The 23,902-nt window shown below is 71.0% G+C and carries 23 protein-coding genes and 1 pseudogene; 13 read left to right on the top strand and 11 right to left on the bottom strand.

Translation table 11 applies throughout. The features are described 5' to 3' along the window. Positions 1-3 precede the first annotated feature (3 nt). The 7 genes from ACWDRW_RS10980 to ACWDRW_RS10950 all read right to left on the bottom strand — a co-directional run bounded on the left by ACWDRW_RS10980 (position 4) and on the right by ACWDRW_RS10950 (position 8,626). Complete coding sequence (locus tag ACWDRW_RS10980) at positions 4-888, bottom strand: NAD-dependent epimerase/dehydratase family protein (protein WP_451722072.1); 885 nt, start codon at positions 886-888, stop codon at positions 4-6. Between the two features lie 7 nt (positions 889-895). Then, the gene (locus ACWDRW_RS10975) at positions 896-1,609 is read right to left on the bottom strand and encodes a nucleotidyltransferase family protein (protein WP_451722070.1); all 714 of its coding nucleotides are present in this window, start codon (positions 1,607-1,609) and stop codon (positions 896-898) included. Positions 1,610-1,639: 30 nt separating this feature from the next. Continuing rightward, positions 1,640-2,641, bottom strand: coding sequence for a GDP-mannose 4,6-dehydratase (locus ACWDRW_RS10970; protein WP_451722068.1), 1,002 nt, complete (start codon positions 2,639-2,641; stop codon positions 1,640-1,642). Positions 2,642-2,674: 33 nt separating this feature from the next. Continuing rightward, positions 2,675-4,027, bottom strand: coding sequence for a hypothetical protein (locus ACWDRW_RS10965; RefSeq protein ID WP_451722066.1), 1,353 nt, complete (start codon positions 4,025-4,027; stop codon positions 2,675-2,677). Beyond that, positions 4,024-5,508, bottom strand: coding sequence for a GT4 family glycosyltransferase PelF (gene pelF / locus ACWDRW_RS10960; protein ID WP_451722064.1), 1,485 nt, complete (start codon positions 5,506-5,508; stop codon positions 4,024-4,026). The genes ACWDRW_RS10965 and pelF overlap by 4 nt, the downstream gene beginning before the upstream one ends. Before the next feature lie 89 nt (positions 5,509-5,597). Further along, positions 5,598-7,712 carry a hypothetical protein gene (locus tag ACWDRW_RS10955; RefSeq protein WP_451722062.1) on the bottom strand — a complete coding sequence of 705 codons (2,115 nt, stop codon included), beginning with the start codon at positions 7,710-7,712 and terminating at the stop codon, positions 5,598-5,600. Positions 7,713-8,098: 386 nt separating this feature from the next. Then, the gene (locus ACWDRW_RS10950) at positions 8,099-8,626 is read right to left on the bottom strand and encodes a hypothetical protein (protein ID WP_451722060.1); all 528 of its coding nucleotides are present in this window, start codon (positions 8,624-8,626) and stop codon (positions 8,099-8,101) included. 335 nt (positions 8,627-8,961) lie between these two features. On the opposite strand from ACWDRW_RS10950, the gene ACWDRW_RS10945 reads away from it, so the two are divergent. Continuing rightward, the gene (locus ACWDRW_RS10945) at positions 8,962-11,124 is read left to right on the top strand and encodes a discoidin domain-containing protein (RefSeq protein WP_451722058.1); all 2,163 of its coding nucleotides are present in this window, start codon (positions 8,962-8,964) and stop codon (positions 11,122-11,124) included. A gap of 48 nt (positions 11,125-11,172) precedes the next feature. Here the strand turns inward: ACWDRW_RS10945 and ACWDRW_RS10940 are convergent, their stop codons facing one another. Then, positions 11,173-12,474 carry an ROK family protein gene (locus tag ACWDRW_RS10940; RefSeq protein WP_451722056.1) on the bottom strand — a complete coding sequence of 434 codons (1,302 nt, stop codon included), beginning with the start codon at positions 12,472-12,474 and terminating at the stop codon, positions 11,173-11,175. A 181-nt stretch (positions 12,475-12,655) separates the two neighbouring features. Here ACWDRW_RS10940 and ACWDRW_RS10935 point away from each other — a divergent pair, with 181 nt between their 5' ends. The 5 genes and pseudogenes from ACWDRW_RS10935 to ACWDRW_RS10915 form a co-directional block, all read left to right on the top strand. After that, positions 12,656-13,972: an ABC transporter substrate-binding protein gene (locus ACWDRW_RS10935; RefSeq protein ID WP_451722054.1), complete on the top strand. Its 1,317-nt coding sequence runs from the start codon at positions 12,656-12,658 to the stop codon at positions 13,970-13,972. 4 nt (positions 13,973-13,976) lie between these two features. Further along, positions 13,977-14,972 (top strand): carbohydrate ABC transporter permease, encoded by a 996-nt coding sequence (locus ACWDRW_RS10930; protein ID WP_451722053.1) that lies wholly within the window; start codon positions 13,977-13,979, stop codon positions 14,970-14,972. 7 nt (positions 14,973-14,979) lie between these two features. After that, positions 14,980-15,819, top strand: a complete 840-nt coding sequence (locus ACWDRW_RS10925) for a carbohydrate ABC transporter permease (protein ID WP_451722146.1) — start codon at positions 14,980-14,982, stop codon at positions 15,817-15,819. A 20-nt stretch (positions 15,820-15,839) separates the two neighbouring features. Then, the gene (locus tag ACWDRW_RS10920) at positions 15,840-17,198 is read left to right on the top strand and encodes a GH1 family beta-glucosidase (protein WP_451722051.1); all 1,359 of its coding nucleotides are present in this window, start codon (positions 15,840-15,842) and stop codon (positions 17,196-17,198) included. 12 nt (positions 17,199-17,210) lie between these two features. Then, positions 17,211-17,429: pseudogene (locus ACWDRW_RS10915) on the top strand (discoidin domain-containing protein); the annotation flags it as partial. Positions 17,430-17,435: 6 nt separating this feature from the next. On the opposite strand, the gene ACWDRW_RS10910 reads toward ACWDRW_RS10915, so the two are convergent. Then, positions 17,436-18,050 carry a lipoprotein gene (locus ACWDRW_RS10910; protein WP_451722049.1) on the bottom strand — a complete coding sequence of 205 codons (615 nt, stop codon included), beginning with the start codon at positions 18,048-18,050 and terminating at the stop codon, positions 17,436-17,438. An 80-nt stretch (positions 18,051-18,130) separates the two neighbouring features. On the opposite strand from ACWDRW_RS10910, the gene ACWDRW_RS10905 reads away from it, so the two are divergent. The 3 genes from ACWDRW_RS10905 to ACWDRW_RS10895 are packed head-to-tail and all read left to right on the top strand — an operon-like array spanning position 18,131 to position 19,901. Next, on the top strand, positions 18,131-18,886 hold the full coding sequence (locus ACWDRW_RS10905; protein ID WP_451722047.1) for a DUF4253 domain-containing protein: 756 nt from the start codon (positions 18,131-18,133) through the stop codon (positions 18,884-18,886). A 20-nt stretch (positions 18,887-18,906) separates the two neighbouring features. After that, positions 18,907-19,425 carry a hypothetical protein gene (locus ACWDRW_RS10900; RefSeq protein WP_451722046.1) on the top strand — a complete coding sequence of 173 codons (519 nt, stop codon included), beginning with the start codon at positions 18,907-18,909 and terminating at the stop codon, positions 19,423-19,425. Next, on the top strand, positions 19,422-19,901 hold the full coding sequence (locus ACWDRW_RS10895; protein ID WP_451722044.1) for an N-acetyltransferase family protein: 480 nt from the start codon (positions 19,422-19,424) through the stop codon (positions 19,899-19,901). The genes ACWDRW_RS10900 and ACWDRW_RS10895 overlap by 4 nt, the downstream gene beginning before the upstream one ends. On the opposite strand, the gene ACWDRW_RS10890 is transcribed toward ACWDRW_RS10895, so the two are convergent. Beyond that, on the bottom strand, positions 19,874-20,224 hold the full coding sequence (locus tag ACWDRW_RS10890) for a MarR family transcriptional regulator (protein WP_451722043.1): 351 nt from the start codon (positions 20,222-20,224) through the stop codon (positions 19,874-19,876). The two genes, ACWDRW_RS10895 and ACWDRW_RS10890, sit on opposite strands and share 28 nt — an antisense overlap. Positions 20,225-20,354: 130 nt before the next feature. On the opposite strand from ACWDRW_RS10890, the gene ACWDRW_RS10885 reads away from it, so the two are divergent. Then, positions 20,355-21,023 carry an ANTAR domain-containing protein gene (locus tag ACWDRW_RS10885; RefSeq protein ID WP_451722042.1) on the top strand — a complete coding sequence of 223 codons (669 nt, stop codon included), beginning with the start codon at positions 20,355-20,357 and terminating at the stop codon, positions 21,021-21,023. Between the two features lie 85 nt (positions 21,024-21,108). Continuing rightward, positions 21,109-21,282, top strand: coding sequence for a CsbD family protein (locus ACWDRW_RS10880; protein ID WP_451722041.1), 174 nt, complete (start codon positions 21,109-21,111; stop codon positions 21,280-21,282). 38 nt (positions 21,283-21,320) lie between these two features. On the opposite strand, the gene ACWDRW_RS10875 is transcribed toward ACWDRW_RS10880, so the two are convergent. Further along, entirely contained in the window at positions 21,321-22,445 is a 1,125-nt protein-coding gene (locus ACWDRW_RS10875; protein WP_451722145.1) for an acyltransferase family protein, read from the bottom strand. 408 nt (positions 22,446-22,853) lie between these two features. Here ACWDRW_RS10875 and ACWDRW_RS10870 point away from each other — a divergent pair, with 408 nt between their 5' ends. Both ACWDRW_RS10870 and ACWDRW_RS10865 read left to right on the top strand, forming a co-directional pair. Next, positions 22,854-23,306 (top strand): flavodoxin family protein, encoded by a 453-nt coding sequence (locus ACWDRW_RS10870; protein ID WP_451722040.1) that lies wholly within the window; start codon positions 22,854-22,856, stop codon positions 23,304-23,306. A gap of 62 nt (positions 23,307-23,368) precedes the next feature. Continuing rightward, a complete protein-coding gene (locus ACWDRW_RS10865; protein ID WP_451722143.1) occupies positions 23,369-23,878 on the top strand; it encodes a hypothetical protein in 510 nt (169 codons plus the stop codon). Positions 23,879-23,902: the final 24 nt, after the last annotated feature.

Genomic DNA, 23,902 nt, shown 5'->3' with positions numbered 1-23,902 from the left:
TGCTCAGCCGCCGTCCCACAGCGCGCCCAGTGAGTCCTCGAGGGTGTGGACCGGCCGCCAGCCGAGCGCGTCGTGCGCGGCCGCGATGTCCGAGCACTGCCACGACACCCGCGCCGAACGGGCCGAGCCGGCCGCGGCCTCCTCGATGCGGCCACGGAATCCCGCCGCCTTGGCCAATCGGTCCACGACGTCGCGCACGCGCACCGCGGCTCCGCCGCCGATGTTCAGGACCCGCGGCAGGGGGCGGGCAGACGCCACCGCCATTTCCACGGCCCGCGCCAGATCGCGTACGTCGACGAAGTCGCGGTAGGCCGACAGGTCCCCCAGCCGCAGGACCGCCTCCGGGTCCTCGCCCGCCTCGCGCAGCAGGGCGGCGACCCGGCCGGGCAGTCCGGTCGCCGGGGCCCCCGGCCCCACCGGGTTGCCCACGCGCAGCACCACCGCGTCCAGCCCCGAGGCGGTCACCGCGACCGTGCCCGCGAGCTTGGTCGCGCCGTAAGGGCCGACCGGACTGGTCGGCGCCGACTCGGTGACCGGGACGTCGGGGGTGCCGGGGCCGTACTCGGCGGCCGAGCCCAGATGGATCAGACGGGCCGCCGGGGCCGCCTCCCGCAGGGCCGCGCACAGGACGGCGGGGCCGCGGGCGTTGACCTCGGCGAGAGTGACGGCGTCACCGGCGGTGGCGCCCGCGCAGTTGACGACGGCGTCGGGGGCCGCCGACGCGAGGGTCTTCGCCAGCCGCTCGGGGTCGGCCGTGGCGAGGTCGATGTGATGGTCGGCGTCCGGCGAGCGACCGCCGCCGAGCACCCGCGTGCCCGGCAGGGCCCGCAGTCGCTCGACGACGTGTCCGCCCAGATAGCCGGTGAAGCCCAGGACGAGAAGGCGCATACGGTGCTCAGGCTCCCTTGAGCAGAAGCGACTTGCGGCTGGTGAACTCCGCGTTGGCCCGGTCGTAGTCGTCCGGGCGGCCGATGTCCAGCCAGTACCCGTCGAACTCGTAGGCGTGCGGCGGGCTTTGGGCGGCGAGCAGGTCGAGGACGAGTTCGTCGAAGCCGAGCGGCAGGCCGGGGGTGTAGGTGTCGAGGGTGTCGCGGGAGAGGCCGTAGACGCCCATGGAGACGCGGTAGTCCATGCTCGGCTTCTCGGTGAACGCGACCACCTTGCTGGCGTCGGTGGTCAGCACCCCGAAGTCGATGCGCACCTTGCGGACGTACGTGGCGATGGTCAGCGGCGCTCCGGACTCCTGGTGTCGGCGCAGCACGTCGGCGTAGTCCAGATCGGTGAGGATGTCGCCGTTCATCACCAGGAAGTTCTCCGGCAGTCGGTCGCGCAGCGACAGCAGCGGGCCGATGGTGCCGAGGGGGCTGTCCTCGGTGGCGTAGGTGACGTGCAGACCCCACTGGGAGCCGTCGCCGACGTAGGCGCGGATGATCTCGCCGAGATGGCCTATGGCGAGGGTGCAGTGGGTGAAACCGGCCGCCGAGAGCTGGCGCAGCACGATCTCCAGGATGGCGTGCTGGTCGCCGATGGGGACGAGCGGCTTGGGCAGGGCCGTGGTGTAGGGCCGCAGCCGGACGCCCTTGCCTCCCGCCAGGATCACTGCGTGCATGGGGTGCTCCTTAGTGACGTGCCGAGGGGGTCAGATGTTGTAGATGCCGGTCTTGTAGCGGGCCAGGTTGGCCGGGTCGCGGAAGAACTCGACGGTGTGGGCGAGGCCTTCCTCCAGCGTGTGGGCGGGCTGCCAGCCGGTGGCCGCGGTGAGCCGGGAGGCGTCCGCGACCAGCCGCATCACCTCGGAGGCGGCGGGCCGCAGCCGCTCGGGGTCCTCGCGGACGTCGAGGGCGGTGTCCATGACCTTGCCGATCAGCGCGACCAGGTCGCCGACCGAGATCTCGCCGCCGGTACCGGCGTTGAAGGTGCGGCCCACCACCTGCTCGGCGGGCGCGGTGCCGACGGCGAGGAAGGCCTGCGCGGTGTCCTTGACGTAGGTGAAGTCCCGGGTGGGCCGCAGATCGCCGAGCGTGATCGTCCGTTCCCCGGCGGCCACCTGCCCGATCACCGTGGGGATCACGGCGCGCATGGACTGGCGCGGTCCGAAGGTGTTGAACGGCCGCAGCGTCACCACGGGGGTGGCGAAGCTCGCGTGGTAGCTGTCGGCCAGCCGGTCGCCGCCCGCCTTCGAAGCGGCGTACGGCGACTGGGTGTTGATCGGGTGGTCCTCGGTGATCGGCACGGTCCGCGCGGTGCCGTAGGTCTCGCTGGTGGAGGTGTGCACCAGCCGTGGGGTGCCCAGGGAGCGGGCGGCCTCGAGGACGTTGAGGGTGCCGGTCACGTTCGTGTCCACGTAACTGTGCGGCGCCTGGTAGGAGTACGGGATCGCGATGAGCGCGGCCAGGTGGTAGACGGACTCGGCGCCTTCCATCAGGCCCCGGACCGAGCCGGGGTCGCGGACGTCGCCGAGGACGATCTCGACGTGCTCCAGGACGTCCGGCGACAGGGTCTCCAGCCAGCCGTAGGAGGAGAAGGAGTTGTACTGGGCCATCGCCCTGACCCGGTGCCCGGAGGCGACGAGCGCCTGGGTGAGGTGCGAGCCGATGAAACCTTCGGCTCCGGTGACGGCGGCGAGCGGTGCGGAGGTCAACTCTGGTGTCCTTCCGGATGGTCGAGCCTGGGATCAGACATGGAGCGCGGGGCGGCCGAGGGTCCACAGCACGCAGACCGTGAGACACAGGGCGGCCGCCCCGTAAGGCAGGAAGAGGTGGTCGGGCGAGGCGGCGGCGCCGGCCGCGGCGGTCAGGCAGATCGCCGCAGGCGGCCAGGCGATGCCGAACGCCTGGAGCAGCAGCGCGGTCCACAAGGTGGCCGCGAGCGGCAGCAACGCGCCGGGGTCGCCGCCCGTGAGCAGCGCGGCGGGCAGCAGGGGCAGGAGGTAGGCCAGCAGGCACAGGCCGAGGACTCCGGCCGAGCGCCACAGGAACGCGGTGGGCGTGGGGGCGGCGCGCAGCGCGCCGACGGACAGGCCCCGGTAGCGGTACAGCAACCACTCGGCGGGACCCATGGACACGGTCAGCGCGATCACCGCGTACGGATGCTCCCGGCCCTCCATCAGTACCAGGATCCCGGCCGCGAGCCCGAACAGGCCGTACGGCAGCGACCGGTGCGCCGCGGGCGGGGGAGCGGCGGGTCCGGGGGGTGCGGCCAGGGCCGTGCGCAGGGTGTGGGCCGTGACGGCGAGGGTGGCGAGCAGGGCCAGCAGGGGCAGCGTGGCCCGTAGCGCCGTGCCCGGCTCCCACCAGGGCAGTACCGCGGCCCCGGCCACCAGGGGAGTGAGCGCGGCCAGCAGCAGCCGTTCGGCGCCGAGCACCAGCAGTACGCCCGCGGCGGCGAGATAGACGGACTGCGCGGCTGCCACCAGGGTCACCGGGCCGCCCTGGGCGGGCACCGCGGCGCAGCCCGTCGCCAGGGCGGCGGCCAGGGGAGCGCCGAGGAGCAGCGTGCGGCCCGCCTCGCGACGGCCCGCCGCCAGGCGCAGATGGGCCCGGTGGCCCAAGGCCTGGCCCCACGCCCAGGAGACGAGTCCGGCGACGATCAGCGCGGCGACATGCCGCTCGGCGTGCCACAGCGGCGCGGTGAGCAGATAGGCGAGCCCGGGGAGCGCGAACAGCGCCCCGCGCAGCAGACAGCGCACATGGTCCGGACGCCAGGGATCCGGCGCGGGCACCGGCTCGGGGAAGACCCGGGGAACCCGCTCGTACAGGGCGGAGGCGAGCGAGAAGACGGTCGGATGCCCGTACCGCTCCTCGACCACCGCCGGGGACAGCCCCTCCGACTCCAGCAGGGCCGCCACCTCGTAGGGATGGACGGCCGGTCCGATGCGGTCGGCCAGCTCGGCGGCGAGGCGGTCGACCTCGGCCCGGTGCGTACCGCCGCCCGGCAGCCGCAGGGCGAGGGTGGCGTCGTCGGCGAGGCGCAGCGCGAGCGTGTCCTGCTCGATGCCGCCGGGCTCGAGTGCCATGGGGCCGCTCACAGGGCCACGGCCACTCTCGGCGCCGCGGGCGACTGCCGTTCCATGGCGGGGAGTTCGTGGTATATGGCGCGGAAGGTGTCGATGGTCTGGCGCAGGGTGAACTGCTCGATCACCCGCAGCCGGGCCGCCTCGCCCATCGCCGTCCGCCGCGCCGGATCGCTCAGCAGCTCCACTGCGGCGGCGGCCATCGCGGCCGGATCCCTCGGCGGCACCACCAACCCCGTGTCGCCGACGGCCTCCCGTACCCCGCCCACGTCGGTGGAGACCGTCGCCCGGCCGCAGGACATGGCTTCGATCAGCGTGAAGGGGAAGCCCTCGCTGATGCTGGAGAGCATCACCACGGTGCCCGCGGCGTAGGCGTCCTTGATGTCGTCCACCCGCCCCTCGAAGGTGACGGCGTCCGCGTGCCCCAGTTCGGCGGCCAGCGCCTCGCAGCGCTCCCGGTAGGCCTCGCCCCCGCGGGGTGTCCCGCCGAACAACCGCAGGCGTACGTCGGGCAGTTGCTCCCGTACGAGCGAGAAGGCGCGGATCAGGGTCTCCAGGTCCTTGATCGGGTCGACCCGGCCCGCCCAGCTGAGGGTCAGCCCCTCCGGTTCGGGCCCGGCGGGCGGGAAGGCGGCCGGGTCCACGCCGTTGTAGACGGTACGGATCGACTCCGGTGCCGCGCCGCCCTGTTCCTCCCACAGCCGGTTGTAGCGGTTGCCCGGGGTGATCAGGGCGGCCCTGCGGTAGGTCTCCTCGGCCAGCAGCCGGAAGAAGCCAAGGACGACCGCCTTCACCGGCCAGCGGTAGGGGGCGGTGCGGTAGCCGAGATAGCGTTCGCGCAGGTAGACGCCGTGCTCGGTGAGGAGCAGGGGGATGCCGTAACGTTCCAGCGCGGCGAGGCCGGGCAGCACGGCGACGCCGCCGCTCACCGCGTGCGTGACCCCGGCGCTCGGCACCGGAGCGGTCAGCGGCCGCAGGGCGTGCTCCAGCAGCCCGGTCGCGGTGAGCGCGTCGTGCAGGGACGGCCGGGCCTCCCGGACGACGAGCCCGGGCCGGTTCCACACGGACGCCAGCACGGCGACCGCCCCGTCACCGCGGAGGAAGGGGCTGAGCGTGCCGTCCGCCGCGGCCCGCGCCATCACGTACAGGGCGGGCGCGAAGCCGTCCTCGGCGCAGGGGTCCAGCAGCGCTGTCAGAAACCGCTCGTAGGCGTGGGTGAGCCGGCGGCGGGCGCGTCCTCGGGGCGGGTCGCCCTCCGGGGGCGCGCCCCACATGGGGACGGACCAGACGTGCGACACGTGGGAGGGCAGCTCCCATACGACGGGTTCGTGGCCGGTGCCGGTGACGGCGACGATGTCGAACTCCAGGTCGGGCATGCCACGGACGAGCTGGTCGCACCAGACGCTGACGCCTCCGTGGCTGTGCGGATAGGTGCCTTCGGTGAGCAGGGTGACGCGCGTCGCGTCGAGGCGTCGCGCGCCGTGGGGAACGTGCATCGATGTGCTCCACGGCCGGGAAGTGGGTGGTGGTGCCGGTCCCGGCAGCCGCGCAGGGGGGCGGCCGGGACCGTGGGTCGGTGCGCCGCTCAGTTCACCGAGGGTTCTTTCGTCCCCTCCGGGACGAAGGTCTCCGGCGCCGGGCTCGTGACCGGCGCCGAGTCGGCCGTACCGCCGCTGACCGCGGCCGCCGAAGACGGCAGGCCGAGGGAGATCGGCGCGCCCGCGGCGGCGGTCCACCCGGACCGCTCGCCCGCGTACGCCTCGCCGAACGCGGCGCCGGCCAGGGTGGTGCCGTCCGGCATGGTCGCGGTGACCGGGACACCCTCGGGGGCCTCGACGGTCACCGTGTCGCCGATGCGGTAGGCGGTGACCTGCCCGGCGTCCAGTGCCGTCCGCCACGCCGCGCGCCGTTGGAGTTCGACGCCGATGTCCTTCATCCGCGGGTTCACCACGGGGGTGTCGGCGGCGAACAGCGACGCGTACCCCTCCAGGACGCCGTTGAGGACCGGGTAGGCGATGCGGTCCTCGGCGAGGTTGGACTGGTGGATGAAGTGCGGCCGGGGATCGCCGGAGAGCACATGGCCGAGGGCCGTTTTCGTCTCCAGCGGAACGATGTGGTCGCCGTAGCCGGTGGCCGTGTTCAGCGGTTCGGTCAGGCAGGTGGAGGTGGCCGGGTTGTCCTCGCAGATGCCGCTGCCGCCCTGGGCGCGGCTGGTGTAGATCCAGTTGTACTCGTCGACCTGCTCGGCCGCCCGGCCCGCGTTGTAGAAGACGTTCATGGGGTAGCGGGGCACGGTGACCGCGGGGCCGACCTGGCGCTGGTCCGGCTCGCGGGAGTTGTCCGAGGCGAGCCATTCGATGCCGGTGTCGTCCAGGGCGAGCGCCAGGTTCGGGTTGTCCGCGCTCTGCTGCGGCAGCACCTTCAGACCCGAGTGCTCCCCGGTGACCAACTCGTCCTTCTCCAGCGGCAGTCCGGCGTTCGTGCCCCAGGCTTCGTTGGCGGCGACCTCGTCGGCGATGGCGGTCCGGCTCACCCAGCGCACACTGCCGTCGGTCTCGGTGGCGCAGCGCCACGGCACGACCGTGGTGTCCTGTTCGCAGCCGAGGAAGGCGTGGGTGTAGGTGTGGTTGATCCAGCGGAAGCGGGCCCGCTCGTTCAGGAAGCGGTCGGCGAGCGGGTCGGCGCCGCCGTTGTCCTCGCGGTGCTCGACGCTCCCGGCGCCGTTGTAGGCCATGTCGAGGGTGAAGCCGTGGTCGTCCTGCCAGTCGGCGGCGTAGGTGACGTCCTCGGGTGTCATCCGGATCGGGTCGGGCGTGCCCGCCCCCTCGGGACAGTCGACGTCCCCCGGCGTGCAGTTGAGCTCGGTGTTCCAGCGGTCGTCGGCGGCGAACACGTCGTCCACGTGGACGGCGAAGTAGTTCCGTGACGCGCCCAGGTGCACGCCGCCCGTCATCCACTGGACGATCCCGCGGGCCAGCAGCCGGAACTGCTGCTGGTGCTGGTTGTAGACGAAGGTGACGACCAGCTCGCGGCGCCCGTCGTGCCGGTACTCGCCCACCAGCGAGCCGCGCCGGGTCGTCCCGGGGACCGTCGCCTCGACGTACGGGGTGAAGTCGGCGCCCGCGACCGGGGTCGAGAGGTAGCCGTAACTCTCGCCGACGGTGGGGGAGTTATCCTCGAAGGGAACCGCGCCGTCGAGGTAGCCGAAGGGGCCGGCGAGCCCGGCCGCGGTGACCTCGGCCCGCGCCCCGTCGAGGCTGCCGGAGTAGCCGCCCTCGACCGGGTACTTCAGCCCGGCCTCGGGACGCGCGTAGGTGTAGGCGTCGACCTGCGGGATGCCGTACGTCTGCTCGTAGGCGACCAGGGCCGCCATCTCGGCGGAGCCGGCCGCGAACGGGTTGTCGCTGGGCAGGACGACCGCCTGGAACCTGGCCCGGGGCCGCCCGTCGACGGTGTCCGCGAGCAGGTCCGCGTCGATCACGGGACGGTCGGTCCGCGTGAGGTCGATTTCGGTGTACGGCGTTCCCGCCACGTCGAGTTCGGCGGCGATCGCGTCCGTCGACGGGCCGCCGTCGCTCACGACCAGGACCCGTAGATCGACGCGTGGCGCGCTGTCGGCGGCCGCCGCTCCGGCGGGCAGGCCGAGTGCGGCGATGAGCGCGCCCACCGTCAGCGCGGTCGTGCATAACATCCGCTTCATGCGGCTTTGTCCCCTCCCCGGGCGGGGGTGGGCACGGCTCGCAGACGAGCGGACGCACCCCCTTGCGCGACGCCGAGCCCCCCTCAGTAGCCGGTCGCCGACGCATCCGTCGCGTCACATGGTGGTGTCTCTGTGTAGCTTTCGTGGTCATCTTGCGAAACATGACGGAAAAGCACAGGTGGCCAACTGGTCATGACCGGGCGGTACATGACGCGCCGACGCCTCGCCGAAGGGGTGGTGAAAGGGGGGCGCGAAGCGGCTGGAGCGCTGGCCCGGGGCCTGAACACGCCACCGGCGGGCCACTGGGGCCCGCCGGTGTTTCTTCCGGAGGTCTGGACCACGCGGGGAAGCCGATCACAGACCTGTTTCAGGTCAACCGTGGCCGATCAGGCGCACAGGACCCGCGTCTCGGGCGTGTAGACCGGGCCGCCGCTGAGGCTCGTGCGGTCGCTGAACTCGGCGTAGAAGTAGGAGTAGAAGCCGATGTTGCCGTTGCAGCCGGAGTCGGCGGCGACCTGGAGGGTGAGCGTGACGGTGCGGCTCTGGCCGGGCGGGACGGTGGCGCCGTAGTTGGCGCCCAGGTTGGCGGGGCCGGTGCCGGAACAGGGCGTGCCGCCCGTGGCGGTGGTCAGGGTGCAGGACGTGAAGGAGTACTTCAGGTCCGGACGCTGGGTGGTCAGCCAGGTCGGGTCGATCGTCTGGTACGTGAACCAGATGTCGTACGTGGCGTTGTTGGTGAGCGTCATCGACAGGTTCACCGTGCCGCCGGGCGTGGTCGTCGCGCTGTCGGAGCCGAACGTCAGGGTGGCCGGGGCGGGTTCGGCCGCGCTCGCGTTCGGGGCCAGGCCGAACGCGGCGAGCAGGAAAGCGAGGACGGCGGCGAGACCGAAGCGTCTGATCAGAGGTGATCGCATGGCCCGGGAGGCTAGGCAGGCGCCGACGACCTCGTCTGCACCACTGGAGCCGGATCGACCGGAAGTGATCCTCACGTGATGGATTCGTGGGGGCGGTGTGAAGTGGTGCGAAGGCGTGCGGGTGGTGCGGCCGGCGTCTCGCCCGCTCGGGCGTCGATTGGCTCGTATCGCGGGGGTGTCGAGTGAGGGTCACCTGTCGGCCGAGCGCCGATCCCTACTTAATGAAAGGTAAAAGAAAAGTCGTGACGGAGTTATTGACCGGACTGGAGGAGCAGCGGCAGGGTTCCGGAGAGCGCGCGCTTTTCCGTCAACTCTCGTACTCAGGAGCCGCATTCATGTCCGTCGCCGATCCTCCCCACAGACGCTCACTGATCGCCGTGCTGGTCCTCGTCCTGGCCGCGGCCCTGCTCGCCGTGGTGCCCGCGCCCCGGGCCGAGGCCGCCCCGACGCTGCTCTCGCAGGGCAAGCCGGTCACCGCCTCCAGCCAGGAGAACGCCGGCACACCCGCCACCGCCGCGGTCGACGGCGACAACGGCACCCGCTGGTCCAGCGCCTTCTCCGACCCGCAGTGGATCCGCGTCGACCTCGGCGCGTCCGCCGCGCTCAGCCAGGTCGAACTGCGCTGGGAGACTGCCTACGCCACCGCCTACCGCGTCGAGATCTCGCAGAACGGCACCGACTGGTCGACCGCCTACTCCACCACCACCGGCACGGGCGGCACCCAGACCCTGAACGTCTCCGGCACCGCCCGCTACGTCCGGGTGCTCGGCACGGCCCGCGCCACCGGATACGGCTACTCGCTCTGGGAGTTCAAGGTCTACGGCACCCAGGACGGCGGCCCCACCCTCCCGGGTGGCGGTGACCTCGGGCCGAACGTCCATGTCTTCGACCCGTCCACGCCCGGCATCCAGGCCAAGCTGGACGAGGTGTTCCGGCAGCAGGAGTCGGCCCAGTTCGGCAGCGGCCGGCACGCCTTCTTCTTCAAGCCCGGCACCTACAGCGGCCTCAACGCCCAGATCGGCTTCTACACCCAGATCGCCGGGCTCGGCCTGCGCCCCGACGACACCACCATCAACGGCGATATCACGGTCGACGCCGGCTGGTTCAACGGCAACGCCACCCAGAACTTCTGGCGCGCCGCCGAGAACCTCGCCGTCAACCCGGTCAACGGCACCAACCGCTGGGCGGTCTCCCAGGCCTCCTCGTTCCGCCGGATGCACATCAAGGGCGGGCTCAACCTCGCCCCGAGCGGCTACGGCTGGGCCAGCGGTGGCTACATCGCCGATTCCAAGGTCGACGGTCAGGTCGGCAACTACTCGCAGCAGCAGTGGTACACGCGGGACAGCTCCATCGGCGGCTGGTCCAACTCGGTGTGGAACCAGGTCTTCTCCGGCACGGTCGGCGCCCCGGCGACCGGCTTCCCCGAGCCGAAGTACACCACGCTGGCCAACACGCCTCTCTCGCGCGAGAAGCCGTTCCTCTACCTGGACGGCAACGAGTACAAGGTGTTCGCGCCCGCGCTGCGCACCAACGCGCGCGGCACGACGTGGGAGAGCGGCACCCCGCAGGGTCAGTCCATCCCGCTCAGCAACTTCTACGTCGTCAAGCCGGGCGTGAGCGCGGCGACCATCAACCAGGCCGTGCGCCAGGGCCTGCACCTGCTGTTCACGCCGGGTGTGTACCACGTCGACCAGACGATCCAGATCGACCGGGCGAACACGGTCGTGCTCGGCCTGGGTCTGGCCACGATCATCCCGGACAACGGCGTCACGGCGATGCGCGTGGGTGACGTCGACGGCGTCCGGCTGGCCGGTTTCCTGATCGACGCGGGTTCGGTCAACTCCACCACGCTGCTGGAGGTCGGTCCGCAGGGCGCGAGCGCCGACCACGCGGGCAACCCCACCACCGTCCAGGACGTCTACCTCCGGATCGGCGGCGCGGGCGCCGGCAAGGCCACGACCAGCATGGTCGTGAACAACGACGACACGATCATCGACCACACCTGGGTGTGGCGTGCCGACCACGGCGAGGGCGTCGGCTGGGAGACCAACCGGGCCGACTACGGCGTACGGGTCAACGGTGACGACGTCCTGGCGACCGGTCTGTTCGTCGAGCACTTCAACAAGTACGACGTCGAGTGGTACGGCGAACGCGGCCGGACCATCTTCTTCCAGAACGAGAAGGCCTACGACGCCCCGAACCAGGCCGCCATCCAGAACGGAACCACCAGGGGCTACGCCGCCTACCGCGTCGACGACTCGGTGAACACGCACGAGGCGTGGGGGCTGGGCAGTTACTGCTACTACAACGTCGACCCGAGCATCCGCCAGGACCACGGCTTCAAGGCGCCGGTGAAGGCGGGGGTGAAGTTCCACAGCCTGCTGGTGGTCTCGCTCAGCGGCAACGGCCACTACGAGCACGTCATCAACGACACGGGAGCTTCCACCGCCCCCTCCGGCACCTCCACCGTGCCGTCCACCGTCACGTCCTATCCGTGACCGACTCCCTCCGGGCCGGGGCTTCCCCGCACCCGGCCCGGAGGGCCCCTACTGCGCGGCGCGGTCCTGGAGGTTGGTCTGCCAGGCCGGATCCGGTTCCTTCGGCTCCACCTCCACGGGCCGCCCGCCACGCGCGAAGAAGTCCGCGAGCGGCAGGATCGCCGCGCCGACCGTCACCGCGTCCGGGCCGAGCGTGCCCAGGTCGATACGGACGTGGGCGGCGGGGTGGCGCAGCGAGTAGGCGGTGGCGTGGGCCTTCACTGCGTCCAGGAAACGGCGGCCCAACTGCAGGCCCGCCCAGCCGCCGACCAGGATCCGCTCCGGCTGGAACAGGTTGATCAGATCGGAGAAGCCCGCGCCCAGATACTCGGCGGTCTCCTCCAGCACGGCCAGCGCCGTCTCGTCGGCGGGGCCGTCGGCCGGATAGGCGGCGGCGAGCATCGCGGTCAGCGCGGTCTCCTCGTCCACCCCGGCGGGCGGCGCTCCGCCGGCCTCCGCCCACCGCTCCAGGAGCGCCTCGGCGCCCGCGTACGCCTCCAGGCAGCCCTGGGCGCCGCACCGGCAGCGGCGCCCCCGGACCCGGACGGTCAGATGCCCCCACTCCACCGCCCGGCCGGGCCCCATGTCGCCGGTGACCACGCACGCGCCGACACCGGAGCCGAAGAGGACCACGGCCGCGCTCTGCGCCCCGCGCCCGGCGCCGAACCACATCTCCGCCTGGCCGAGCGTCTTGGCGCCGTTGTCGACGTAGTACGGCACCGACTCGGGCAGCAGCCGCGACTCCCGCAGATACCGTTCCAGCGGTACCGCGTCCCAGCCGATCGTCTGGCCGTGCACGAGGGCGCCGTCCTGCGGTGTGTGCGCCACGATGCCGGGCACGCCGATACCGACGCCCAACAGCCCGGTGGCGGGGATCCCGGCCCGCTCCAGCACCTCGGCGATGCCCTCGCGCAGATGGCGGACGACCACGTCGACGTCGTAGCGGTCGATGCGGCGGCCGTCGGTCGCCAGCGGCTTCTCCACCCGCGCCAGTTCGGTGAGCGCCAGATCGAACAGCTCCACGCGGACCCGGGTCTCGCCCACGTCGATGCCGATCATGTGGCCGCTGCGCGGGCTGACCCGCAACAGCGTGCGCGGCCGGCCGCCGACCGAGTCGACGCTGCCGGCCTCCTCGACCAGGCCCTCGGCCATCAGCTCGGAGACCACGTTGCTCACCGAACCCGAGCTCAGTCCGGTGGCGGGACCGAGCGCGAAGCGACTCAGCGGCCCATTGAAATAGAGCCGTTGCAAAACGGCAGTGCGGTTCTCTCGCCGCAGGTCACGTACCGTACGGCCGCTGCGCCCCTTCACCCCTGCTCCCTCGGCTCGACGCCTTCGCCGCGACCACCTGGGCCGGGGCTCTTGACGCGATCTTAGCTTGACGCTTAACTCACGTCCTAAATTAAGCCGTGGGGGGACGGGACCGCACACGGGGCGATGCTCCGGATCCCCCGCGGGCGACCAGTGACACTTCCCGGAAGGCCTCTGAAGCATGCGCAGAAGCAGAGTCGCAGCCATCGGCGCCCTTACTCTTTCGCTCGCCCTCACCGTGGCTGCCTGCGGCGGGGGGTCGTCCGACTCGGAGGGGTCCAACGCCGAGCCGAAGACCCTCACCTACTGGGCCTCCAACCAGGGCAAGAGCATCGAGGCCGACAAGGAGGTCCTCCAGCCCGAGCTCGACAAGTTCGAGAAGCAGACCGGCATCAAGGTCAAGCTGGAGGTCGTGCCCTGGTCGGACCTGCTCAACCGGATCCTCACCGCCACCACCTCGGGCCAGGGCCCGGACGTCCTGAACATCGGCAACACCTGGAGCGCCTCCCTGCAGGCCACCGGCGCCCTGCTGCCGTGGGACGCCAAGAACTTCGACGCCATCGGCGGCAAGGACCGCTTCGTCGACTCCGCCCTGGGCTCCGCGGGCGCGGAGGGCCAGGACCCGGCCGCCGTGCCGCTGTACTCCATGTCCTACGCGCTCTACTACAACAAGAAGATGTTCGCCGACGCGGGCATAGCGAAGCCGCCGGCCACCTGGGACGAGTTCGTCGCGGCCGGCAAGAAGCTGTCCAAGGACGGCAAGTGGGGTGCCGCATTCGAGGGCGCCAACCCGTCGGAGAACATCCATCACGCGGTCGTCTTCGCCAAGCAGAACGGCGGTGACTTCTTCACCCCCGACGGCAAGGCCGACTTCACCAACGACGGGGCGGTCGCCGGCGTCAAGCAGTTCGTCGAGCTGATGTCCAAGGACAAGGTCATCGCGCCCGGCAACGCCGAGTACGCGCAGAACCAGTCGGTGAGCGACTTCGCGACCGGCAAGACGGGCATGCTGCTGTGGCAGTCCGCCTCCGCCAACCTTATCTCGCAGGGCATGAGCGAGGACGACTTCGGCATCGCCCCGGTGCCCGTCAAGTCCGGCACCCCCGGCACCGGCACCGGCGTCAACTCGATGGTCATGGGCATCAACATGGCCGTCTTCAAGAACACCGACAACCTCGACGGCGCCAAGGAGTTCGTCAAGTTCATGACGAGCGACGCCGAGCAGAAGATCCTCAACACCGCCTACAGCTCCATCCCGCCGGTCAAGACGGCCCAGGAGGACAAGGCCTTCAACACCCCGGCCAACGTCGTCCTGAAGGACACCCTCGCCAAGAGCGCGGTGGCCGCTCCCCAGGTCGCCGACGAGTCCCAGTTCGAGACGGCCGTGGGTACGGCCATCAAGGAACTGTTCGCCGACGCGGCCGCCGGCCGTGAGGTGACCACGGAGTCGGTGAAGGCGGCCCTGGAGAAGGCCCAGCAGCAGATGCCGGCGGCGTGAGCGCATGACCAGCACTGTCGAACTCCCGGTGCGTGAGGGAGCTCCCGGCAAGACGGCGGCGCGCAAGCCGCGTCGCCGCCTTCCGGACCGCGTCCGCCGCATCGGCCTGCCCTACCTGCTCCTCCTGCCCGCACTGCTCCTCGAACTCCTCGTCCATCTGGTGCCGATGGCCATCGGCATCGTGATGAGCTTCAAGGAGCTCACCCAGTTCTACATCCGCGACTGGGGTGCCGCTCCCTGGGCGGGCCTGGACAACTACCAGGTGTCGGTCGACTTCGACGGCGCCGTCGGAGAGGCGCTGCTGACGTCCTTCTTCGTCACCGTCGGCTTCACCGTGGCCTCGGTCGGCCTGTGCTGGCTGATCGGCACGGCGGCGGCGATCTGCATGCAGGACACCTTCCGCGGCCGCGGTCTGCTGCGGGCCCTGTTCCTGGTGCCGTACGCGCTGCCGGTCTACGCGGCCGTCATCACCTGGGTCTTCATGTTCCAGCACGACAACGGCCTGGTGAACCACGTCCTGCACGACCAGCTCGGCGTCACCGACAAGCCGTCCTTCTGGCTGATCGGCGACAACAGCTTCTGGGCGCTGCTGGTCGTGTCCGTCTGGAAGGGCTGGCCGTTCGCCTTCCTCATCGTGATGGCCGGACTGCAGAACATCCCGAAGGAGCTGTACGAGGCGGCCGCCCTGGACGGCGCCGGCATCTGGCAGCAGATCCGCCGCATCACGCTGCCGTCGCTGCGCCCGGTCAACCAGGTCCTGGTGATCGTGCTGTTCCTGTGGACGTTCAACGACTTCAACACGCCGTACGTCCTGTTCGGCAAGACCCCGCCCGAGGCGGCCGACCTGATCTCGGTCCACATCTACCAGGCGTCCTTCGTCAGCTGGAACTTCGGCACCGGCTCGGCCATGTCGGTCCTGCTGCTGCTCTTCCTGCTGCTCGTCACGGGCGTCTACCTCGCCGTCACCTCGCGCGAACGGAAGGGCCCCAAGCATGGCTGACTCACCGATGGCGCCCCCGCGTTCGTTCCTGTGGACCCGACGGATCTTCCTGACCCTGCTGGCCGGCTTCGTCCTGCTGCCGGTGTACGTCATGGTCTCCAGCTCGCTCAAGCCGCTGTCCGACGTCACCGGCCAGTTCCGGTGGCTGCCCAGCGAGCTGACGATCCGCCCGTACATCGACATCTGGTCGACCGTCCCGCTCGCCCGGTACTTCGTGAACTCGCTCATCGTGGCGGGCGCGGCGGCCTTCTGCTCGGTGGTGATCGCGGTCTTCGCGGCCTACGCCGTCAGCCGCTACAGCTTCCGCGGCAAGCGCGTCTTCACGGTCACCGTCCTGTCGACGCAGATGTTCCCGGGCATCCTGTTCCTGCTCCCGCTGTTCCTGATCTACGTCAACATCGGCAACGCCACCGGCATCGCCCTGTTCGGCTCGCGCGGCGGGCTGATCCTGACGTATCTCACCTTCTCGCTGCCCTTCTCGATCTGGATGCTGATCGGGTACTTCGACTCGGTGCCCCGCGATCTCGACGAGGCGGCGCTGGTCGACGGCTGCGGCCCACTCGGCGCGCTGTTCCGCGTGGTCGTCCCGGCGGCGATCCCCGGGATCGTCGCGGTGGCGGTCTACGCCTTCATGACCGCCTGGGGCGAGGTGCTCTTCGCCTCGGTGATGACCAACGAGACCACCCGCACCCTCGCCGTCGGCCTCCAGGGCTACTCCACGCTCTACGACGTCTACTGGAACCAGGTCATGGCCGCCTCGCTGGTCGTCAGCGTCCCGGTCGTCGCGGGCTTCCTCCTCATGCAGCGCTACCTCGTCGCCGGCCTGACGGCGGGAGCCGTCAAGTGACCGTCTCTGAAAGGAATTACGTGACCATCGATTTCGGCGCGCTCCCGCACGACTTTCTGTGGGGCACGGCCACAGCGGCCTATCAGATCGAGGGAGCCGTGGCGGAGGACGGGCGTTCGCCGTCGATCTGGGACACCTTCTCGCACACCCCCGGCAAGGTCGCCAACGGCGACACCGGCGACCTCGCCTGCGACCACTACCACCGCTGGCGTGAGGACATCGCGCTCATGGGCGAACTGGGCGCCGACGCCTACCGGTTGTCCGTCGCCTGGCCGCGGGTGCTGCCCGGCGGCGACGGCGCGGTCAACGCCAAGGGCCTCGACTTCTACGACCAGGTGATCGACGCCCTGCTCGAGGCGGGCATCACCCCCTCGGTCACGCTGTACCACTGGGACCTGCCGCAGGCCCTCCAGGACCGCGGCGGCTGGCCCGCGCGGGAGACCGCCGAGCACTTCGCCGCGTACGCCTCCGTGGTCGCGGGCCGGCTCGGCGACCGGGTGAAGCACTTCGCCACCCTCAACGAGCCCTCCTGCTCGGCCTGGATCGGCCATCTGGAGGGCAAGATGGCGCCTGGCCTGACCGACCTGACCGCCGCCGTCCGCGCCTCCTACCACCTCCTGCTCGGGCACGGTCTGGCCACCGAGGCGATCCGTGCCGCCGCCCCCGGCGCCGAGGTCGGCATCGTCAACAACCTCTCCACGATGTTCGCCGGAGGCGACCGCCCGGAGGACCTGGCGGCCGTCCGCCGCCAGGACGGCCATGTCAACCGCTGGTGGCTGGACCCGGTGCACGGCCGCGGCTTCCCCGCCGACATGATCGAGACCTACGGCGTGGACCTCCCCGAGCGTCCGGGCGACCTGGAGACGATCGCGGCGCCGCTGGACTGGCTGGGCCTGAACTACTACTTCCCCCAGTACCTGGTGGACGACCCCGAGGGCCCCGCCCCGTACGCCCGCATGGTGCGCCGCCCGGACGTCCCGCGCACCGGCATGGACTGGGAGATCGACGCGGGCGGCCTGGAGACGCTGCTGCTGCGCCTGACGGAGGAGTACGGGGCGCGCAAGCTGTACGTCACCGAGAACGGCTCGGCGTTCCCGGACGTGGTGCGCCCCGACGGCACCGTGGACGACCCCGAGCGCCAGGCCTACCTCGTCCAGCATCTCGCGGCCTGCGCCTCGGCGGTCCGCAAGGGCGCCCCGCTGGCCGGCTACTTCGCCTGGTCGCTGCTGGACAACTTCGAGTGGGCCTACGGCTACGAGAAGCGGTTCGGCCTGATCCACGTGGACTACCGGACCCAGAAGCGCACGATCAAGGGCACCGGACGCCGCTACGCCGACATCATCCGGGACCACCGGAACCAGGCCCGCAAGGCGGCCTGACACAGACCGCGGGAGGAGACGACCCGCAACAAGCTGGAGTCCACGCGCGGTCAGTGGGTCCTCGACCGCGACCAGTACGTCGTCCTCAACCTCGCCCTGGGCGGGGCCTAGCCGGCCGGCTGGAACAAGGTGACGGGCCCTACTGGGGTCTGCCGCAGTCCAGCGTGGACCGGATCGCGGCCGGGGGAGTGCAGGCGGATGGACTGGGTGCGGGTGGAGCAGAAGGGCTGAGTGCTCCTACGCGTCCCCGCCGGTGCGAAGCGTCTTCTTGGCCAGTTCGTACGCCGGGAGCATCGCGCGGTGCTCCTCGGTGTCCAGGCCGCCGAGGTGCAGGACGACGGGCCCCTGGTCGGTGTCGACGGCCAGGGCCCGCTCCTCCTTCGTCTCGTCCAGGAACTCGTTGGTGTAGAGGTACGAGACCTCCACGCCCTTGAGGCCGCCGACGGTGAAGGTGGCGTACTTCTCCTCGCTCGCCTCGCCGTCGGCCGCGACGAAGGCCCGCAGAACGCCACGGACGTCGGCGTCGCCCGGCTTGCCGGTCCAGACGCGGAGGAAGCCGATGCTGCCCGCGGGCTTGGCGTCGATCTCACAGGCCAGGGCGACCGGGCCTTGCTCGAGCGGGGCCTCGACGGCCTCCGAGGTCCATTTCGCGGCGGTGTCGAAGGTGACCGGCAGCTCGCACGCGGAGCCCTCGGCCCCGATGGATCCGCCACTGCGGACGGCGGAGGAGCCGGCCGTGGTCGGCGACGCACTGGCCGACGCCTTCGCGTCGCCGCTGTCCGCCGTCGACTCCGAACACCCCGTCACCAGCGCGACCAGCACAGCGGCACAAGCCGCACGACGTACTGTCACTTCTCTTCTTCCCCTCGCGAACCCGGCGGCACAGAGTAACCGAGCCCGGCGGACCCCCTGGCACCGGCTACGGTTCCCCCATGCCGATGACGATCTCCGAGGTACGCAGCCTCTGCGCCGCGCAGGGCCTGGAACTGCCCGAACTCCGGCGCGCCGCCCTCGCGACGGACGGCACGCCCGTTCACACCGGCGAGGTCGAGGGGGTCGACGCCTTCCGGATCTGGAGCGCTGTCCGGGCGCTGCACGACCGTACGGGCTGGTGGCCGGTGCTCGCGGGGCCGCCCGACGAACTGCACCACGTCCTGGTCGGCCTCCAGCCGGAGTTCGCCCAGGACATCCCGGTCGACGAACTGCCCGACGCTCCCGAGCTGCTGGCCCGCTGGGCGAGCGGGGCAGCGGACGACTTCACCGTGTCCGCGGACCACTTGGCGGCGCATGTGGCGGCCGAGGTCGACCTCGACCGTGTCGGCGGGACCCGCATATCGGCTCTCCGCCAGGAGCGCACGGTGCTGTGCCTGACCCAGGCCCGGCACGGCCACGAGGTGCCCGCCCTGCTGAACTGGCTGGGTGCCTGCAACTACGGCATCACCGGCCCTGAGCATCAGGCGGTGCTGAGCCACTTCCACGAGCTGTACGGGGCCGAGCTGGTCACCCTGGAGGGCTCCGTCCTGGAGCTGTTGATCACCCGCCGTCCCCGCACCCCGCGGTCCGTGGCGACCGCCGCGCTGGAGCAGTACGCGTACTGCTCGGACGTCGTCGACCAGGGCGTCGGAAGTGTCGAGGCGCTGGTGGAGGCCCAACTGCTCGGGGGCAGCTGGTACTTCTGGTGGGACTAGCGGCAGTGCATGATGATCGGATGACGGACATCGACGAAGCGCGGTCCTCCGCCCGGGCGGCCGGGTTGCTGGCCCTGGCCGAGGGGCACCACGCGCGTGCCGTGCGCTCCCTGGGCGGACACGAGATCGCCGGGCATCTGGTGAAGGCGTACGCGATCGAGGCGCCCGGACGTGCCTTGACGGACCGGGACGCCCAGGCCGCGTTGCGGATCGCGGAGGACCACCTGAGTTCCGCGCGTCTGCGCGGCTCCCTCGGCCTCGCCGTCCTGTTGCTGCACGCGGGCGGCGATGGCGACTACGTCCTGGTGCACACCTGGATCGAGGGCCACATGTCCGACCTCGCGGTCTTCACCGGCCCGGCCGGAGACCTCGACGCGCTGCGCCCCGGCCGTGCGGGACTGGCTCCCTGCGTGTGGGAGGCGGCCGTACTGGCCCATGAGCGGGACGCGTTCAGCCGCCATGTGCTGGACGGGGGCGGCGCTCTCGGCGCCCGGCTGGACGCATGGCGCGCCGATACGCTCGAAGGTGAGGTCCGGTGACGGCCGCCCGGTCCGTGCGGGTGCGGGCCGCCCGCCCCGAAGACCTCCCGGGCATCGCCGCCCTGGCCGCTGAGCACGCCGCTTACGAGAAGGCGTCGCCGCCCCCGGCCGACCTGGCCCGGCGCCTGGAAACGCTCCTGTTCGGCCCGCCGAGCCCGCCGCGGCTGTCCTGCTTCGTCGCGGAGCTCGACGGCGGGGCGCTCATCGGTTACGCCTCCTGTGCCCCCGAAGTGTCCACCTGGGGCGGCACGGAGTACCTCCACATGGACTGTCTCTTCCTCCGCGACGGCCACCGGGGCCTGGGCGTCGGGCCGTTGCTCATGAAGGCGGTGGTGGACCGGGCACGCGAGTGCGGACTCGCTCAGGTCCAGTGGAACACGCCTCCCTGGAACACGGACGCGATCCGGTTCTACGACCGTCTGGGCGCCCGCGCCAAGGAGAAACGGCGCTACGTCCTGCCCGTCGACGTCGACTGAGTCCGGTCGGCGCGGGTGGCCTCGTCCTGGGCGAGCAGCGAGAGCAGGGACGCGATCGTCACCCCCGTCGCCGCTTCCGCCGGGTGACGCAGGCCCTTGCCTGGTTCGATCCGGTAGGTGTTGCTGCGCCCCTCCCGGGTGTGGGAGAGGTACCCGGCCTGCTCCAGATCGGCGATGATCTTCTGCACGGCCCGCTCGGTGAGCCGGCAGTGCACGGCGATGTCCCTGATGCGAGCACTGTGGTCGTCTGCGATCGCGGCCAGGACGCGGGCGTGATTGGTCAAGAACGTCCATCCGCTGTGTGGTTCCTGGACTCCCTCCATACGGCGATTGTACGGTTGTGCATTCGCGTATTCAAAAACATGAACAGAATTTCGTGTATCACTTGACGTGTTACCTGGGTAGTGGTGACGCTGGAAGCGAGAAAGGCTCGGGTGGCCGGGGGAGGCGGTCATGACAGACACGACGTCGGCGGTGGGCTCGCCGTACGTGCCGGAGATCCAGCTCCGGCCGGCCGGCGACCGTGTGACCGTGGTCGTCAGAGGTGAACTCGACCTCGAGGTGGCCCCGGATCTCGAGCGCGCCCTGCGCGAGGCGATGGGCCGATCGGTCCATGGTGTCGACCTCGATCTGAGCGGGGTGGAGTTCTGGGACTGCGCCGCGCTGAACATCCTCCTCGGCCTGCGGCAGCGCGCCCTGCGTGAGGGCAAGACGCTCCTGGTGCGCTCGGTCGGTCCCGTGGCCGAACGGCTCTTCACGCTGACCAACACCTTCTCCCTCTTCGCCCCGGCGGAGGAGGACGCCGACGATTCGGAGTCCTCCTTCCCGGACGAGACGGAGGACGAGATCATGCTGCAAGACCTGCGGATCGAAGTCGTCCAGTTGCGACGGGCCATGCAGACCCGCCCCACGATCGATCTGGCCCGGGGCATCCTGATGGCCTCCTTCGGTCTCAAGCCCGAGGACGCCTGGGCGGTCCTGGTCATGGCCTCCCAGAACACCAACACCAAGCTCCACCACCTCGCCCAGGATCTGGTGGCGACGGTCAGGGGCGAGGCGTTGAGCGAACCGGTGCAGAAGCAGCTGTCCGCGGCGGTCGCCAAGGTCAGCGACGAGCGCTGACGCCCCCATCCGCCCGTTTAGGTTCCGCGGGCCGGTTCACCCGGGGCCCGAACAGTGATCCAGAGCACCGCGTGGGGTGAGGCAGATGGCGCGACAGCAGAAGGCCAAGGCCAAGATGGAGCAGGCCAAGGGCAAGGCCAAGGAAGCGGCAGGCCGCGCGATGGGCAATGAGCGGATGGCCGACGAGGGTCGGGTGGAACAGGCGAAGGGCGACGTCAGGCAGGCCAAGGAGAAGACCAAGGACGCGGCCCGGCACTGACCGCCGGGCCGCGTGGCCGTCGCCCCCGTCGCCCGGTCTCAGCGGGACCGGGCGACGTCCGCCGGATCGCGCCGGAAGGCCCAGTCCATCTTCGGCTCCATCGCGAACCGGAACATCCGCCGCACCGGCGCGGTGCACAGCGCCGTCACCACCGCGCCGGCCACCAGCGTGACCGCGATCTTCCCGAGCGGCGTATGGGCGCTCTCGAGGTGGGACCAGTGCCAGTGGTTGGCGGCCTGGATGACGAAGCCGTGCAGCAGATAGCCGTACAGCGTGCCCGCCCCCAGGGCCGTGAACCACGTACCGCGCCGGGGCACCAGCGAGAGGAAGCAGGCGACCAGGACGACCGAGCAGCCGAACAGCAGCAGGGTCATCACCGGGCCGTACCAGTGCGGCGCGCCCAACTGCTCGGCGCTGGTGCGGTGGAAGAACCAGGCGTAGTTCATCCGCGGGACCGCCCAGTACGACACCACGGCCGCGCACAGGAACACCGGCACCGCCAGCATCCGCACCTCGCGGCGGCGCACCAGCTCGAAGTGCTTCGGCTTCAGGACCAGACCGAGCACGAAGTAGGGCAGGAACTGCAGTGCCCGCTGGAGGTCGAGCTCCTTGCCGATGGTCGGCGTCAGGGTGGCCAGCATCGCGATGCCCAGGGCGATGGGCAGCGGCCACTTCACGACCCGCCAGATCGGCGTCGTCAGCCGCCAGATGAACAGCGCCGCGAGGAACCACGTCAGGTACAGCGGGTCCAGCAGGCTGATGTCGCGGTCCGGCTCGTTGTCCGTCCAGCGCGTGAAGAAGGTGTACGCCACCTCGAAGACGATGTACGGCACGGCGACGCCCGTCACCAGCCGCTTCACGCGTCCCGGGGCCGCGTCGAAACTCCGGGAGAAGTAGCCGGATATGACGATGAACGCGGGCATGTGGAAGGCGTAGACGACCATGTACAGCGCCGTGACCGTCCGGCTCCCGTCGCGCAGGGGCTCCCAGGCGTGCCCCATCGCCACCAGCACGATGGCCAGGTACTTGGCGTTGTCGAAGAACGCGTCCCGCTCCTTGACCGACCGAGCAGTCCGTCCGGCCTCCGTGGCCGGGGCGGCGTCAGCGCCGGGGGGTGCCTGAGCCTGTCCGAGGCTGCGCGTGGGCAGCGTTTGCTGTGCGATCCCATCCTGACGGAACCCAGACAGAGCAGAACACCTCTTACAAGAGTTAACTGTGCGGCCCTTGTGGCGACACCGGGACACCGTAGTCACGCAACCTCAGCCGCGTAAACCCGGACGGTCATGATGTGACCGCCGTATCTCCCGGTCGGGCTCGCACGGCCTCAGTCGTGTGGGACAAGCCGCCCGAGCGCCACCGAAGCGGACTCCTCGGGGGTTTTGCGGCCGGTCACGGACACTTCGACCTGGCGGGTACCACGTGCCTCGTGACATGAACGCACCGCGGCGAATCCCTCCGCGGCGGGCCGCCGTTGAGCAGTTCCCTTCCCGTAATGGATGATGCCGGGCATAACCGGACGTAGAGGGTCCGGACTTGCGGGCACCGGGAGGGTCGCGGCAGGGTTCGGTCGTGTGGCAACTCTGCTGATCGTGCACCACACCCCCTCGCCCCACTGCCAGGCGATGCTGGAGGCCGTGATCTCCGGGGCCACCGCGCCCGAGATCGAGGGCGTCACGGTGGTCCGGCGGGCCGCGCTGTCCGCCACCGCGTCCGACGTCCTGGCCGCCGACGCGTTCCTGCTCGGCACCCCCGCGAACCTCGGCTACATGTCCGGCGCCCTGAAGCACTTCTTCGACCAGGTCTATTACCCGTGCCTGGACGCCACGCGCGGGCGGCCGTTCGGCTCCTACGTGCACGGCGGGAACGACGTCACCGGCGCGGTGCGGTCCATCGAGTCCGTCACGACGGGGCTCGGCTGGCGGCGCGTGGCCGAGGCGGTGACGGTGACCGGCGAACCGGCCAAGGCCGACCTCCAGGCGTGCTGGGAGCTGGGGGCGACGGTCGCCGCGGGACTGATGGACTGACGGAGCGGGCAGCTACCGTAGAGCGATACCCCGCCCCGTCGCACCCCTCGGACGGCATGCCCGTGCTCTCGGACTTCTCCTCACTCATGGCGGCGACCGCCCGCTGGCTCACCCGCGCCTTCCCGCCGAACGGCGGCGCCCTGGCCGGCGCCCTGTGTGACGCCCAGGCACGTCAGGCCGTCACGGTCGCGGCGTGGCTGCGCTACCCGACGCCGACGGACGCCGCGCTCGCGGGCATGGCCGGCACCGGTGGCTCGGTCCGGCTCGACTGGATCACGGGCGCGGACGGGGCGTCGGAGGCCTGGCGGACCTGGGTGGACGAGGTCGTGGCGAGCTGGGCCGCGAGCCTGCTCTGCGACCCGTCGCTGGCCGCGCTCGCGGTGGCCGCGGTGGACGGCGGCGGCCACAGCGCGGGTCCGCCCGTCGACTTCCGGCGGCTGCTCGCGCCCGACGACAACGACCGGCGAGCGGCCGCGCTGCTGCGCCACCCCGACCTGCTGGCCCCGGTCGCCGACCTGCACCGCGCCGAGCTCATGGACGTACTGGACGCCGGGCAGCCGCGCGCCGCGTGAGGAAAGCCGCGTGAGAAGACGGCA

It is taken from the genome of Streptomyces sp. NPDC003635 (assembly GCF_053587635.1).
Note: the sequence above shows the minus strand (reverse complement) of the source record. Positions and strands in the feature narration are given on the sequence as shown.

What these genes read in the sequence shown, in the direction of transcription:
- ACWDRW_RS10980 (WP_451722072.1), bottom strand. Translation starts at nt 888, where the DNA reads ATGCGCCTTCTCGTCCTGGGCTTCACCGGCTATCTGGGCGGACACGTC.
- ACWDRW_RS10975 (WP_451722070.1), bottom strand. Translation starts at nt 1,609, where the DNA reads ATGCACGCAGTGATCCTGGCGGGAGGCAAGGGCGTCCGGCTGCGGCCC.
- pelF (WP_451722064.1), bottom strand. Translation starts at nt 5,508, where the DNA reads ATGCACGTTCCCCACGGCGCGCGACGCCTCGACGCGACGCGCGTCACC.
- ACWDRW_RS10955 (WP_451722062.1), bottom strand. Translation starts at nt 7,712, where the DNA reads ATGAAGCGGATGTTATGCACGACCGCGCTGACGGTGGGCGCGCTCATC.
- ACWDRW_RS10950 (WP_451722060.1), bottom strand. Translation starts at nt 8,626, where the DNA reads ATGCGATCACCTCTGATCAGACGCTTCGGTCTCGCCGCCGTCCTCGCT.
- ACWDRW_RS10945 (WP_451722058.1), top strand. Translation starts at nt 8,962, where the DNA reads ATGTCCGTCGCCGATCCTCCCCACAGACGCTCACTGATCGCCGTGCTG.
- ACWDRW_RS10935 (WP_451722054.1), top strand. Translation starts at nt 12,656, where the DNA reads ATGCGCAGAAGCAGAGTCGCAGCCATCGGCGCCCTTACTCTTTCGCTC.
- ACWDRW_RS10930 (WP_451722053.1), top strand. Translation starts at nt 13,977, where the DNA reads ATGACCAGCACTGTCGAACTCCCGGTGCGTGAGGGAGCTCCCGGCAAG.
- ACWDRW_RS10925 (WP_451722146.1), top strand. Translation starts at nt 14,980, where the DNA reads ATGGCGCCCCCGCGTTCGTTCCTGTGGACCCGACGGATCTTCCTGACC.
- ACWDRW_RS10905 (WP_451722047.1), top strand. Translation starts at nt 18,131, where the DNA reads ATGCCGATGACGATCTCCGAGGTACGCAGCCTCTGCGCCGCGCAGGGC.
- ACWDRW_RS10900 (WP_451722046.1), top strand. Translation starts at nt 18,907, where the DNA reads ATGACGGACATCGACGAAGCGCGGTCCTCCGCCCGGGCGGCCGGGTTG.
- ACWDRW_RS10890 (WP_451722043.1), bottom strand. Translation starts at nt 20,224, where the DNA reads ATGGAGGGAGTCCAGGAACCACACAGCGGATGGACGTTCTTGACCAAT.
- ACWDRW_RS10885 (WP_451722042.1), top strand. Translation starts at nt 20,355, where the DNA reads ATGACAGACACGACGTCGGCGGTGGGCTCGCCGTACGTGCCGGAGATC.
- ACWDRW_RS10880 (WP_451722041.1), top strand. Translation starts at nt 21,109, where the DNA reads ATGGCGCGACAGCAGAAGGCCAAGGCCAAGATGGAGCAGGCCAAGGGC.